This window comes from Corynebacterium sp. 2571A (assembly GCF_055700935.1).
Genome location: NZ_JASTTE010000006.1, coordinates 46967 through 60604, shown reverse-complemented (window position 1 = coordinate 60604; position 13638 = coordinate 46967). Strand labels below are relative to the sequence as shown.

Below are 13638 nucleotides of genomic sequence, written 5' to 3'. Positions count from 1 at the left end.
GCCGCCGCCCCGGAAAAACCGGGGCGGAGCGGGGCTAAGATTGGTCTCCGGTGGGCCCTTGGAGTGCCCGAGGAGTGGCCTAGGCGTCGACGGCGACCTTCTCGTCTACCGGGTCGATGCCCAGCTTGCCCAGCATGTAGAGCACGCGGGCCTCCAGGTCGTCGGCCAGCTCACGGGTTTGCTCGACGGTTTCGGCCGGCAGGATGTCCCAGATCTTGACGTCCTTGCCCGCCTCGTCGCGGTGGACGTCGCGGCCCAGGTAGACGATGAAGTCCGGCATGGCGACCGTGCGGGCATCATCGAAGTGGCGCGGCTGCCCCTCGCTTAAGCCCCGCTCGGCCAGGACGTGGCTCATGTGGCCGGCGTCCTCGTTTTCCGGGTGGGAGACGGCGGCGTCGACCAGCAGGGCGTCGCCGGCGTGCTTCTTGGTCAGCTCCACGGCGGCCTCCGCCAGCGCGTGGTCGGTACCGGCGGCAAAGCGCACGTGGATGCGGTGCTCGCCGAAGTACTCCATGACCTCCCGCTCCACCAGGACCGGGACAAATTCTTCCAAAACCGCACGGGCGGAGTGCTTGGCGATGACCTCGTCCAGCTTGGCATCAATCTCCGCGGCGCTGTGCGCGTGCCCGAAAGCTGCGTGCAGGTCCTTGCGCAGGGTGTCAAAAACTCGGTTGTTGTTCATCATCGCTATTCACCTGATTTCCTGTTATTCCGGCGAAGACTCACTGTCTTCAACCACTCGAGTGAACCTTCTGTTCCCTCAAAGTTAACCTGCCGTTAACCTTAGCAGATCGTTGGGCAAATGCAAATGATGGGCCTAAACCAAGCCTTTAGTGGGGGTCGGATCACAAAAACGCCGCCGCTTCCCTACAGAAACGACGGCGCTTTCGATGCCGCGTACGCGCTACTTCTTCTCCGCCAAGCGCAGCCAGGTATCAACCACGGTGTCCGGGTTCAGGGACAGCGAGCTAATCCCCTGCTCGACCAGCCAGTCGGCCAGGTCCGGGTGGTCGCTGGGGCCTTGACCGCAGATGCCGACGTACTTGCCCTGCTTCCGGCAGGCCTCGATGGCCCGGCCCAGCAGCACCTTGACCGCCGGGTTGCGCTCGTCGAAGTCATGGGAGACCACGCCCGAGTCGCGGTCCAGGCCGAGGGTGAGCTGGGTCAGGTCGTTCGAGCCGATGGAGAAGCCGTCGAAGTACTCCAGGAACTGCTCCGGAATAAGCGCGTTCGACGGGACCTCGCACATCATGATGAGCTCGAGGCCGTTCTCGCCGCGGTGCAGGCCGTTGGCGGCCAGGGCCTCGGTCACCCGGCGCGCCTCATCCGGCGTGCGCACGAACGGGATCATGATCTTGACGTTTTCCAGCCCCATCTCCTCGCGGACGATCTTCATCGCCTCGCACTCCATGGCGAAGCACTCCGCGAACTCCTCGGAGACGTACCGGGAGGCGCCGCGGTAGCCCAGCATGGGGTTTTCCTCGTGCGGCTCGTAAAGGTTGCCGCCCAGCAGGTTGGCGTACTCGTTCGACTTGAAGTCGGACATGCGCAGGATGACCGGGTTCGGGGCAAACGCCGCCGCGATGGTGGCCACGCCCTCGGCCACGCGCTGGACGAAGAAGTCGCGCGGCGAGTCATAAGCGCCGGTCAGAAGCTCCACCTCGGACTTGAGCTCCTCGTCGAGGTTCGGGTAGTCCAGCAGCGCGCGCGGGTGGATGCCGATCTGCCGGTTGACGATGAACTCCAGGCGCGCCAGGCCCACGCCGTCGTTGGGCAGGCGGGAGAAGGCGAAGGCCTGCTCCGGCGTGCCGACGTTCATCATGATCTTCGGCCCGATCTCCGGGACCTGGTCCACGTCGGTCTCGGTGACCTCGAAGTCCAGGGATCCGTCGTAGACGTAGCCGGTGTCGCCCTCCGCACAGGAGACGGTGACCTCGCTGCCCTCGGCCAGGACCTCGGTGGCATCGCCAGTGCCGACGACGGCCGGGATGCCCAGCTCGCGGGCGATGATCGCCGCGTGGCAGGTGCGGCCGCCCCGGTTGGTGACAATCGCCGAGGCGCGCTTCATGATCGGCTCCCAGTCCGGGTCCGTCATGTCCGCGACCAGGACCTCACCCGGGTTGAAGCCGTGCATCTGCTCCAGCGAGTCGAAAACGCGCACCTTGCCGGCGCCGATCTTCTGCCCGATGGCGCGGCCCTCCGCCACGACGGTGCCGCGCTTGTGCAGGCTGAAGCTCTGCAGCACCGAGCCGCGGCGGGACTGCACGGTCTCCGGGCGGGCCTGCAGGATGTAGAGCTGGCCGTCCTCGCCGTCCAGGCCCCACTCGATGTCCATCGGGCGGCCGTAGTGGTCCTCGATGATGAGCGCCTGCCGGGCCAGCTCTTCGACCTGCTCGTCCTGCAGGGAAAAGCGCGCGCGGTCGGCTTCCGGGGCGTCCACGAACTCGGTGGTGCGGCCGACGCTGGCGTCGTCGGTGTAGACCATCTTGGTCGCCTTTGCGCCCAGCGAGCGGGAGATCACCGCGCGCTTGCCGTCGCGCAGGGCCGGCTTGTAGGCGTAGAACTCGTCCGGGTTCACCGCGCCCTGGACCACGCCCTCCCCCAGGCCGTAGGCGCTAGTGACGAAGACGACCTGGTCGAAGCCGGACTCGGTGTCCATGGTGAACATGACGCCGGAGCTACCGATGTCCGAGCGCACCATCTTCTGCACGCCCGCGCTCAGGGCGACCGCGTCGTGGTCGAAGCCGTGGTGGACGCGGTAGGCGATCGCGCGGTCGTTGTAGAGGCTGGCGAAGACCTCGCGGATAGCCACCAGGACCGCGTCGATGCCCTGGATGTTCAGGAAGGTCTCCTGCTGGCCCGCGAAGCTGGCTTCCGGCAGGTCCTCCGCCGTGGCCGAGGAGCGCACCGCGAAGCTGGCCTTGTCGCCGGACTCGGCGGCCAGCTTGTCGTAGGCAGCGCGGATATCGCTCTCGATGCCCTCCGGCAGCGGCGTCTCCAGAATCTCCGTGCGGATCGCCTTGCCGGCGGCCTCCAGCTGGCGCGTATCCTCCGTGTCCAGCCCCTCGAGCAGCTTCGAGATCCGCTCGTCCAGGTGCGTTTCCGTCAGGAAGGCGCGGTAGGCGTCGGCCGTGGTGGCAAAGCCGTCGGGGACGTTGACGTTGAGGCGGGCGAGGTTGGAGACCATCTCTCCCAGGGAGGCATTCTTGCCGCCCACTTGCTCGACGTCGTTCATTCCGAGTTCGGAGAACCAGCGAATATTATCGCTCATATTCAGGCATCCTTAGTATTAAACGGGGTAAGTGATGGCAAGCATTGTAGTCGCCGGGTGGGCCCGCGCGGGCGGAAATCGCGGAGGGTAAAAATCACACTAGCGACCGCTCGTTATGGATAGGTGCTGCAGAATCATCGCAGACATCTCTTCGACAGACTTGGTCGAAGAATCCACGTAAGGAATCCCATTGGCCTTCATCATCGCCTTCGCGCCGCGCAGCTCGAAGCTGACCTGCTGGCGGGAGGCGTAGCGCGAATTCGGGCGGCGCTCGTTGCGCACCTGGCACAGGCGCTCCGTGCTAGTGACGATCCCGAACAGCCGGTCCTGGTACTTGCGCACCGGGCGCGGCAGGGCCGTGGACTCGAAGTCCTCGTCCACCAGGGGGTAGTTCGCCGCGAACAGGCCGTGTTGCAGCGCCAGGTACATCGACGTCGGGGTCTTGCCGCAGCGCGACGGCGCCAGCAGGATGATGTCGGCCTGCTCCAGCGCGCGCAGGGACTGCCCGTCGTCGTGCTCGATGGCAAACTCGATGGCCTGCATGCGGCTGTTGTAGCGCTGGCTATCGGCCAGGGTGTGCAGCTGCTTGGCCCGGCGCACGCTGGTCGTGCCCAGCGCCCGCTCGACGCTGCCCAGGTAGGCGCTCAGCAGGTCGATGACCGTGGCCTTCGAGCTCAAAATGCAGTCGCGGATCTCGTCGTCGACCGCGGTGGAAAAGACCAGCGGGGTGCGCCCGGCCGCGACCTGCCTATCCAGCCGGGCCACCAGCTCCCGCGCGGCCTCCAGGCTGCCCAGGAACGGCACCGTGGTGCGCGTAAAAGTCAGGTGCGGGAATTGCACGAGCAGCGCGTTACCCATGGCCTCCGAGGTGATACCCGTCGAGTCCGAGACGAAGAAGACGGGCACCACCGGCTTGTCCTCTCCGTTGACGGGAGGGTGATTAATCGCATCCATGCTCCCATCCTAGCCCCCTTGAAGAAGCCCGCGGCCCGCGCTATACAGGGCACTATGAGCACTTTTGCATTAGAGAACCCGAACACCGGACGTTCCGAAGAAGAATTCCCCCGGCTCGACGATGCCGCCCGCGACGACATCCTCGACCGCTCCACCGCCGCTTTTAACGAGTGGCGCACGACCAGCATCGACGAGCGCGCCGCCATCTTGGCGCGGACTGCGGACCTGTACGAAGAACGCATCGATAAGCTGGCCGAACACATTGGCCGCGAGATGGGCAAGCTGACCCGCTGGGCCAAGGCCGAGATCCAGATCGTGGCGGATATCTACCGCTGGTACGCCGAGCACGCCCACGAGCTGCTCGCCGACGAGCACCTGCCGGCCCAGGGCGCCAACCACACCTTCGTGCGCAAGGAGCCGCTGGGCCCGCTGCTGGGCATCATGCCGTGGAACTTCCCCTACTACCAGGTCGCGCGTTTCGCCGCGCCGAACCTGCTGCTGGGCAACACCATCGTGCTCAAGCACGCCTCCATCTGCCCGCTGTCCTCCCAGGCCTGCCAGGACCTGCTCGAGGAGGCCGGCCTGCCGCAGGACGTCTACCTCAACGTCTACGCCTCCGGCTCCCAGATGGACGCCTTTGTCGCCGACGACCGCATCAAGGGCGTGTCCCTGACCGGTTCCGAGGCCGCCGGCGCCGCCGTGGCCAAGACCGCCGGCGAGAACTACAAGAAGTCCGTCCTCGAGCTCGGCGGCAACGACCCGTTCCTCGTACTGGACGATGCCAACCTCGACTGGGTCCTCGACCAGTTCGCCCTCATCCGCATGTACAACACCGGCCAGGCCTGCAACGCGCCGAAGCGGCTAATCGTGCTGGAGGACTTCTACGACCACGCCGTCGAGTACCTGACCGACAAGATCGGCTCCATGACCGTCGGGCCTTATGACGACGATGGCGCCGACATCGGGCCGCTGAGCTCCATCGGCGCCCGCGACGAGATCGTCGAGCGGCTGGAAACCGCCGCCGCCGACGGCACCGCCACCATCCGCGTGGGCGGCGGCAAGGTCGACCGCGACGGCGCCTACATGGAGCCGACCCTGCTGACCGACGTCGACCGCCACGCCGACATCGGCTGCAACGAGATCTTCGGCCCGGTCGCCGTCATTTACAAGGCCCGCGACGTCGAGGAGGCCATCGCGATTGCCAACGACTCCGACTATGGCCTGTCCAGCTCCGTATGGTCCACCGACCTGGAGCAGGCCAGCTCCGTGGCCGCCCGCCTCAACGACGGCATGACCTTCGTCAACGAGCACGCCGTGACCGCCGCGGGCCTGCCCTTCGGCGGCATCAACCGCTCCGGCTACGGCCGCGAACTGGCCCGCTGGGGTGTGGGCGAATTCGTCAACGAGCACCTCTACCGCGTCAGCGGGCAGGACGATGCCGGCCAGTCTCCCGCCCTGTAAACCCTCGCTAGTTTCCTAGTGGCCGCGCTCCTGCTCCAACGGCTTGCCGTCGTTGAAGTAGGGCGCGATTTTATTGTCGAACATCGACAGCGCCGAGCCGATAGCCATGTGCATGTCCAGGTACTGGTAGGTGCCTAGGCGCCCGCCGAAGAGCACCTTGTTCTCGCGGGCCTCGGCGGCGGCGAGCTTGCGGTAGGCCTCCAGCTTGCTCCGATCCTCGGGGGTGTTGATCGGGTAGTAGGGCTCGTCGCCCTTGTCGGCAAAGCGCGAGTATTCCTTCATGATGACGGTCTTGTCCTTGGGGTAGGCGTCGCCGCGCTCGGGGTGGAAGTGACGGAACTCGTGGATGCGGGTGTAGTCCACGTCGGCATCGTTGTAGTTCATCACCGGGGTGCCCTGGAAGTCGCCGGTGTTCAGGACTTCCATGTCGAAGTCCAGGGTGCGCCAGCCCAGATCGCCCTCGACGTAGTCGAAGTAGCGGTCCAGCGGGCCGGTGTAGACCACCGGCGCGTCCGGGTTGGCCGCGCGCAGCTCGTCGCGCACGTCGAACCAGTCCGTGTCCAGGCGCACCTCGATGAGCTCGTGGGAGGCCATGTTCTCCATCCAGGCGGTGTAGCCGTCGACCGGCAGGCCCTCGTAGGTGTCGTTGAAGTAGCGGTTGTTGAAGGTGTAGCGCACCGGCAGGCGCGTGATATTCGCCGCCGGCAGGTTCTTCGGGTCGGTCTGCCACTGCTTGGCGGTGTAGTTCTTGATGAAGGCCTCATACAGCGGGCGGCCGATGAGCGAGATCGCCTTCTCCTCCAGGTTCTTGGCCTCCTTCGGGTCGAACTCGCCGGCCTGGTCCTGGATGAGCTGGCGGGCCTCGTCGGGGCTGTAGTAGCGGCCGAAGAACTGGTTGATAAGGCCCAGGCCCATCGGGAACTGGTAGGCGGTGCCGTCGTGCATGGCGAACACGCGGTGCTGGTAGTCGGTGAAGTCGGTGAACTGGTTGACGTAGTCCCACACGCGCTTGTTGGAGGTGTGGAACAGGTGGGCGCCGTACTTATGCACCTCGATGCCGGTTTCCGGCTCCCGCTCCGAGTAGGCGTTGCCGCCCAGGTGGTTGCGGCGCTCGACGATGAGCACCTTCTTGCCCAGCTGCGAGGCCGCCCGTTCCGCGATTGTCAGGCCAAAGAAGCCGGATCCAACGATAATGAGGTCATAGTCAGTCATGCCTCCTAGCCTAAAGGAGCCCCGCCGGCCCGGCAGGTCTGCCACACGGGAAAACGGCGCGCCGCACTGTTCCCTCTCGTCACATTTGTCACTCGGGTATCATTTTTCCCAATTGTTTACTATGCTTTACTGCGGACTCAGATCTGACTGATGCTTGCCACCACCCCTAGGCCCGGCAGGCACCACAATTTTAGGGAGAATTACCAGTGCAACTACGACGTCGACTTGTCCCCACGCAGTCGAAGTGGGCCACCCCGGTGGTGGCCATCATCGCTTCGGTGTCTGTGGTTGCCGCCGCAGTTTTCGCCGGCAACGACATCCTGAATACCCAATCTGCGGGTAGCGGGCCCATCGAGACCACCACCAGCCAGGCGAATTTCGGCGACGGTGAGACCGTCGTCGTCGACGACCCGGCCATTGCCGCCCAGGGCGGCGAGGGTGGCCCCCGCGCCGTGAAGGAATTCCACCAGGACAAGCCCTTCTCCCAGTTCGCACTGACTTGGGAAGGCGGCGACAAGGATCTCGCGGCCTTCGTGCGCCCGCAGCTTGCCGACGGCACCTGGGGCGAGTGGTACGACACCGAGCCGCTGGGCATCGAGACCGGCGGCACCAACGGCACGGAGCTCATCTTCATCGGTGAGACCAAGGCCGTCCAGGTCTCCGTCGGCAACGTCGACCTCGGCGCCCCGTCCGAAGAGGAAGTCGCGGAGGCCGGCGGCCAGGCCAACCCCGACTCCGCTCCCGCACCGTCCGCGGAAAAGCCCGCGGACAACTCCACCGAGGCTCCGGCCAAGGAAACCACGAGCCCACTGCCGACCAACTACGGCGATATCGCTCCCGTCGCCGAAACGGTCGACCAGTCCGCGGGCATCGATGCCGCAGATCTGAACGCCGTCTTCATCGACGGCAACGCGCAGGAAGGCGGCATCGAGCCGACTGCCTTCGCCTCCAACGGGGCGCCGCAGGTGGTTTCCCGCGCCGGCTGGGGTGCCAACGAAGGCATCCGCTGCCAGGGCCCGACCTACGACGATCGCGTCAAGGCGCTGACCCTGCACCACACCGCGGGCAACAACAACTACACCCGCGCCCAGGCAGCCGCCCAGGTCCGCGGCATCTTCAGCTACCACGCCCAGACGCTCGGCTGGTGCGACATCGGATACAACGCGCTGGTCGACAAGTACGGCACCATCTACGAGGGCCGCTACGGCGGGCTGGACAAGGCCGTCCAGGGCGCGCACGTCGGCGGCTTCAACTCGAATACCTGGGGCATTTCGATGATCGGCAACTACTCGACCACCGAGCCCACCCAGGAGATGCTCAATTCCGTCTCCGAGATCGCCGGCTGGAAGGCCGCCATCTCCGGTTTCGATCCGGCCGGTAAGTCCGTCGGCCTGTACTCCGGCGGCTTCCGCGGCTCCAAGTTCCCCGCCGGCACCACCGCCTACGTGCCCGCCTTCCACGGCCACAACGACCTGCACAACACCTCGTGCCCGGGTGACCGGACGATGAAGTACTGGAACCAAATCCGCTCCAACGCGCACAAGAAGTACGAGGCCGTCAAGAGCGGCGGTAGCTACCAGCCCTCGACGCCCGCCCCGTCCACCGACAACTCCGGCACTTCCGGTAACGGTGGAAACGCGGGCACGGGCGATACTGGCGCGCCGCTCGAGTCCTCCGTGGGCGGGTCCTCGATGTCGACCGCCGACATCCAGGCCGCCGCCACCATCGCCGCCGCCGTCGCCGGCCTGGCGATTACCGCCGGCGCCCTGACGGTGCCGAACAAGGACCAGGAAGTCGTCGAGGGCCTGACCCTGGGCCAGGTGCCCGAGATCATCTCGAAGGTCGTCAGCTTCTTGGGCGACCCGGCACTACAGCAGTCGTGGGGCTCGATCCTCAACGCTTTCGGTCCTCTGCTGGGCCTGCCGCAGGGCGGACTCGAGGTGCTGGATCAGGACACGTTCTACCAGCTCTTCGAGAACGGCGTCGTTCTGTCCTCGGGCGATAACTCGCAGGCTTATGCCCTGGTAGGCGAAATCGCCAAGGCCTGGGCCGAGGGCGACAATGCTCAGCAGTTGGGTATGCCGACCACGAACCAATACTCCGTCGGTGGCAAGGCCGTCCGCGTCGACTTCGAAGGCGGCTACATCACCTACGACCCGAATACCCAGCAGGTTCAGCTCCACACCAACGACTAACCTCCGGAAGAGACGCCGCCTAGGATCGCAACCTAGGCGCGCCGAGTAGGCACGCTGAATGGGCGTTCACGGTCTTACACCGTGGACGCCTACTCGCGTGTTCCTGGTGTTTGCTGCGCGTCTGCCACCAGATCGATCGCCGGTTTGTTTTGCCGTTGCCGAAGTGGCAGCCGGGCTGGCTGCGAGGTGTTGGCCGCAGGGTGGGCCGCTAGGCGGACTAGGCCGGCACGCGTTCGGGTGGTATCCACACCACCCGGCCGCCAACCCTAGCCATCCGGCCCCTAGTCTGCGCCGGGCCCGGCCCATCCTCGTTGGCACCGTTATGGTGCGGGCACAACGTCGCCAGGTTCGCCGCGTTCGTCGGACCACCCGAATCCCACGACTCCAGGTGATGGACCTGGCACTCATCCGCGCCGGCCAAACACTCCGGCCACGCACACACCGGATGCTCCATCAACGCCAAGCGCCGCTGCTTCCACGACGCCAAACGCTCATCCCGGTAACAATTAACCGGCCCGGCCACCGGATCGAAAACCCCGACGTAGCCGACCTGTTCAAACGCCCGGGTCACCAACTCCGCACCACTAATCACCGCACCGTTGGTCAACTGCACGGTAATATCCGCGGCATCCTTGCCGCCAACCAAGTGCCCGAAATCCTTGAGATTGAGTACCACGTTGGTAATCACCGACGCGCGCACCCCACCGGCGCCCACACCAGCACCGGTACCGTCGCCGCCGGTGAAGACCGCGCGGGCATCCTCGACGGTGCGGACCTGGGCTTTGATATCGGCGACGAGGCCGGCGTCGGCGATAAGGCGCATCGACCACAACCCCTCGGCCGAACGGCGGTAGATCACCCCCGGCTGCGGCGTCGGGGCGGGCCGGGCCTCCTGGATTTTGCGGCGGGCCGTGGCGGCCATCTCTTTGGCATCAACCGGCTGGGCGGACAGCTCCTCCATGATGCGCCAGGCATCGTTTTTGTTCTTCACCCGCCGCAGTACCCCGCGCAACACATCCAGCACGGGCAGGCAGTGGCCGTGGCGGGCGGCATTCGCGCGCACCCGCCGCTGGCGGCGGGCGTGCCTGACTGGCCCGAAAAACACCCCGGCCAAGTCGAAGAGGCGCTCCAGCTCGTCGCGGCCGGAGCCGGCGGCGGCGCGCTCGGCATCCCAGTCGGCGCGCCAAGCCCCCTCCACGATCTCAATACCAGGCTGGGTCACGGCAGCCACAAACCTAGAAAAACAATCCCCCGATGTCATGCCCCACACACTAAGGCAGACCCCACCACCCCGCAACCGGAACGGCTAGTCCTCCCAGTCCAGGGTGCGCTCGACGGCATCGTTCCAGCGGGAAAAGAGCTGGTCGCGGGTGCCGGGATCCATCTGCGGCTCCCAGCAGGTATCCACGCGCACCAGCGATTCGAGCTCGTCCAGGCTGGACCACGTCCCGCAGCCCAGGCCGGCGGCGAAGGCGGCGCCCAGCGCGGTGGTCTCGATTTCCTGCGGCCGCACTACGGTCGCGCCGAGGATATCGGACTGCAGCTGCATGAGCAGCTCGTTTTCCACCATCCCGCCGTCGACGCGCAGCTCCTCGATGGCGACCCCGGAGTCCTGCACCATCGCCTCGACTACCTCGCGTGTCTGGAAACACGTCGCCTCCAGGGCGGCGCGGGTGATGTGGGTCCGGTCGGCAAAACGGGTGAGCCCCACGATGACGCCGCGGGCATCGGGGCGCCAGCGCGGCGCGAACAGTCCCGAAAATGCCGGCACGATGTAGACCCCGCCGTTGTCGTCGGCCGCAATCTCCTCCGAGCTGGCCGCGTCCGGGATGATCCCCAGCTGGTCCCGCAGCCACTGGATAAGCGAGCCGCCCACGGCGACCGAGCCCTCCAGCGCGTAGACCGGGTCGCTGCCCGCGCACTGGTAGGCCACGGTGGTCAGCATGCCATGCTGGGAGTATTTACGCTCCGCGCCGGTGTTGAGCAGCAAAAATAGCCCAGTCCCGTAGGTGTTTTTGGCGTGCCCGGCGGAAAACCCGGCCTGCCCGAACAGGGCGGATTGCTGGTCCCCCAGGACGCCCGTAATGGGCACGTCCATGAGCGTGCCGCGGTGGCGAACGGTGCCGAAATCCCCGATGGAGGCCCGGATCTCCGGCAGGATGCACCGCGGCACGCCGATGGCCTCGCACAGCTCGTCGTCCCAGTCCAGGGTGTCCAAATCCATCAGCAGCGTGCGCGAGGCGTTGGTCACGTCGGTCGCGTGCACGCGCCCGGCGGTCAGGTTCCACAGCAGCCAGCTATCGATGGTCCCGGCCAACAGCTCGCCCGCCTCGGCCCGCTCGCGCGCCCCCTCGACGTGGTCCAGGATCCACGCGATCTTCGGCCCGGCCGGATACGAATTGGCCAGCACGCCGGTCTTGCGCAGCCACTTGTCGGGCTCGTCGAAACGGTTGGCGGTGCGGGTGTCCTGCCAGACGATGGCCCGGTAGATGGGCTGCCCGGTCTCCTTTTCCCAGACCACGGCGGTTTCGCGCTGGTTGGTAATCCCCAGGGCATCGATGTCGCTGGCGGCGATGTCGACGTCGACCAGTGCCGCCGAGACCGCCCGGCGCGTGTTGCGCCAGATCTCCCGGGCGTCGTGCTCGACCCAGCCCTGCTGGGGCATCAGCTGCCGATGCTCATACTGCGCCGACCCACAAATCTTGCCGTTAGCATCCACGATGACGCACCGGGTGGAGGTGGTCCCCTGGTCGATGGCGGCGATATACGTCATGGGCTAGAACCACCTTTCCAGAACGCGAGCAACACCCGCCTGACCGTTGGTTTCGGTAACGATGTCGGCGGCTTCCTTGACGTCGTCGTGCGCGTTGCCCATGGCCACCCCGCAGCCGGCCCAGCGCAGCATCTCGATGTCGTTGGGCATGTCCCCGAAGGCGATGACCTCGCTGGCCGCCACTCCGTAGTGTTCGGCCAGGTAGGACACGCCGCGTTCCTTGGTCACGCCGGGGGCGGCGATCTCGAGGAGCCCATCGGGCATGGAATAGGTGACGTGGGCGTCGGTGGCATCGACGAGCGGGGCAAGGCGAGCGTACATCTGCGCCGAGGTCATGTCCAGGTTGCGGACGATGAGCTTGACCGCGGGCTCGGCGACGACCTCGGCGCGGTCGGCCACGCCGAAGCCGGGGTAGTCGGTGCGGGCGGCAAACGGGGCGTCGACGACGTACATGTCCTCGGTCGGGTCGGCCGCCGAGGTCCCGGCGCGCTCGGCGGCCACGGCGATAGACCCCAGCACCTCCTCGGCCCGCTCGACGATGCCCGCCATCACCGCCGGCGACAACTCCTCGGCACGCACGACGCGGTCGGCCAGGGAGTCGTAGACCACCGCACCGTTGGAGGTCACGCACAACGGCCGGACGGGCAGCTGCTCGAGGACCGGCGCTATCCAGCGGTAGGGCCGGCCGGTGGCCAGGGCGAAGTGGGCGCCGGACTCGATGGCCCGGACCACGACGTCGCGGGTGCGGGCGGTCACCCGGTGCGCGGGATCGATGAAGGTGCCGTCAATGTCGCTGGCGATAAAACGCGGGGCGGAGACCACTACTAGGCCTGTTCCTTGCGGCCCAGGCGGGACAGCCGCCGCAGCTGCCGGTTGGCTTTCTTGGCCAGCTTGTCGTCGGCCTTGCGCAACTCCTTGGCGGTTTTGCGCTCGGCCTTCTTCTTGCGCTTGCGGGCCTTTTCGGCCTTGTCCGCGGCGTCCATGCGGTCGGCTTCGGCCAGGGTGGGCGCCACCCCGCCGTTAGCGGCCGGACGCCACGCCAGGCCGTCCTCGAAGGGGCCGTGGTCGCGGTCGTAGTCCGCGCGCACCTGATCCAGCAGGGCCTGCATGGCGGATTTGAGCCGCTCCATGTCGGCGGCGACGTCGCCGGTGACCTCGATGGGCGCGCCGACCTTGACGTGGACCGGCAGGTGGTTGCGGCCCAGGTTCTTTTTCCCGCCCTTGGTCCAGATGCGCTGGGAGCCCCAGCAGATCATCGGGATCAGCGGGACCTCGGCGGCCGCGGCGATGCGGGCCGCGCCGTTTTTGAACTCCTTGAGCTCGAACGAGCGCGAGATGGTCGCCTCCGGGAAGATGCCGACCAGGTGTCCGGCGTTGAGGTGCTCGACGGCGGCATCGACGGCGCCGGCACCGCGGGCGCGGTCGACGGGCACGTGCTTCATTCCGCGCATGAAACGCCCCACGACGGGCACGTCAAAGATTTCCTTCTTCGCCATGAACCGCACCAGGCGGCGTCCGCGCAGGTGGGCCGGCATGGAGCCGAAGAGGAAGTCGTAGTAGCCGGTGTGGTTCATCGCCAGCAGGGCGCCGCCGTAGGCCGGGATGTTTTCCATCCCCTCCACGGTGGTCACCACGCCCTGCCAGTGCAGGACGCGGCGGGCCAGGCTGACGATGCCCTGATACATCGCCTCCGCGGCTTCGGCGTGCAGCCGCGTGTGCTCGGTGCCTTCCGGGATCCGGAACAGCCCGGAGCGCAGCTCATACTTGGTCAT

10 protein-coding genes are annotated in these 13638 nt (G+C 66.5%); 2 read left to right on the top strand and 8 right to left on the bottom strand.

Going from position 1 to position 13638, the window contains the following annotated elements:
- Positions 1-79: 79 nt before the first annotated feature.
- The 3 genes from QQS53_RS11595 to QQS53_RS11585 all read right to left on the bottom strand — a co-directional run bounded on the left by QQS53_RS11595 (position 80) and on the right by QQS53_RS11585 (position 4225).
- Entirely contained in the window at positions 80-685 is a 606-nt protein-coding gene (locus QQS53_RS11595) for a three-helix bundle dimerization domain-containing protein (RefSeq protein ID WP_472775963.1), read from the bottom strand.
- A gap of 219 nt (positions 686-904) precedes the next feature.
- Positions 905-3271 (bottom strand): phosphoenolpyruvate synthase, encoded by a 2367-nt coding sequence (ppsA, locus tag QQS53_RS11590; RefSeq protein ID WP_472775962.1) that lies wholly within the window; start codon positions 3269-3271, stop codon positions 905-907.
- A 99-nt stretch (positions 3272-3370) separates the two neighbouring features.
- Positions 3371-4225, bottom strand: coding sequence for a pyruvate, water dikinase regulatory protein (locus tag QQS53_RS11585; protein ID WP_472775961.1), 855 nt, complete (start codon positions 4223-4225; stop codon positions 3371-3373).
- A gap of 54 nt (positions 4226-4279) precedes the next feature.
- Here QQS53_RS11585 and QQS53_RS11580 point away from each other — a divergent pair, with 54 nt between their 5' ends.
- Entirely contained in the window at positions 4280-5686 is a 1407-nt protein-coding gene (locus tag QQS53_RS11580; RefSeq protein ID WP_472775960.1) for an NAD-dependent succinate-semialdehyde dehydrogenase, read from the top strand.
- 15 nt (positions 5687-5701) lie between these two features.
- On the opposite strand, the gene glf is transcribed toward QQS53_RS11580, so the two are convergent.
- Complete coding sequence (glf, locus tag QQS53_RS11575) at positions 5702-6898, bottom strand: UDP-galactopyranose mutase (protein WP_472775959.1); 1197 nt, start codon at positions 6896-6898, stop codon at positions 5702-5704.
- Positions 6899-7104: 206 nt separating this feature from the next.
- Here glf and QQS53_RS11570 point away from each other — a divergent pair, with 206 nt between their 5' ends.
- Complete coding sequence (locus QQS53_RS11570; RefSeq protein WP_472775958.1) at positions 7105-9093, top strand: N-acetylmuramoyl-L-alanine amidase; 1989 nt, start codon at positions 7105-7107, stop codon at positions 9091-9093.
- A gap of 217 nt (positions 9094-9310) precedes the next feature.
- Here the strand turns inward: QQS53_RS11570 and QQS53_RS11565 are convergent, their stop codons facing one another.
- From QQS53_RS11565 to QQS53_RS11550, 4 genes are all read right to left on the bottom strand, one after another.
- A complete protein-coding gene (locus QQS53_RS11565) occupies positions 9311-10315 on the bottom strand; it encodes an HNH endonuclease signature motif containing protein (RefSeq protein ID WP_472775957.1) in 1005 nt (334 codons plus the stop codon).
- Positions 10316-10399: 84 nt separating this feature from the next.
- Positions 10400-11866: a glycerol kinase GlpK gene (gene glpK / locus QQS53_RS11560; RefSeq protein WP_472775956.1), complete on the bottom strand. Its 1467-nt coding sequence runs from the start codon at positions 11864-11866 to the stop codon at positions 10400-10402.
- 3 nt (positions 11867-11869) lie between these two features.
- Positions 11870-12688, bottom strand: coding sequence for a Cof-type HAD-IIB family hydrolase (locus tag QQS53_RS11555; RefSeq protein WP_472775955.1), 819 nt, complete (start codon positions 12686-12688; stop codon positions 11870-11872).
- A 2-nt stretch (positions 12689-12690) separates the two neighbouring features.
- Entirely contained in the window at positions 12691-13638 is a 948-nt protein-coding gene (locus QQS53_RS11550) for a lysophospholipid acyltransferase family protein (RefSeq protein WP_472775954.1), read from the bottom strand.

What these genes read in the sequence shown, in the direction of transcription:
- QQS53_RS11595 (WP_472775963.1), bottom strand. Translation starts at nt 685, where the DNA reads ATGATGAACAACAACCGAGTTTTTGACACCCTGCGCAAGGACCTGCAC.
- ppsA (WP_472775962.1), bottom strand. Translation starts at nt 3,271, where the DNA reads ATGAGCGATAATATTCGCTGGTTCTCCGAACTCGGAATGAACGACGTC.
- QQS53_RS11585 (WP_472775961.1), bottom strand. Translation starts at nt 4,225, where the DNA reads ATGGATGCGATTAATCACCCTCCCGTCAACGGAGAGGACAAGCCGGTG.
- QQS53_RS11580 (WP_472775960.1), top strand. Translation starts at nt 4,280, where the DNA reads ATGAGCACTTTTGCATTAGAGAACCCGAACACCGGACGTTCCGAAGAA.
- glf (WP_472775959.1), bottom strand. Translation starts at nt 6,898, where the DNA reads ATGACTGACTATGACCTCATTATCGTTGGATCCGGCTTCTTTGGCCTG.
- glpK (WP_472775956.1), bottom strand. Translation starts at nt 11,866, where the DNA reads ATGACGTATATCGCCGCCATCGACCAGGGGACCACCTCCACCCGGTGC.
- QQS53_RS11550 (WP_472775954.1), bottom strand. Translation starts at nt 13,638, where the DNA reads ATGACCAAGTATGAGCTGCGCTCCGGGCTGTTCCGGATCCCGGAAGGC.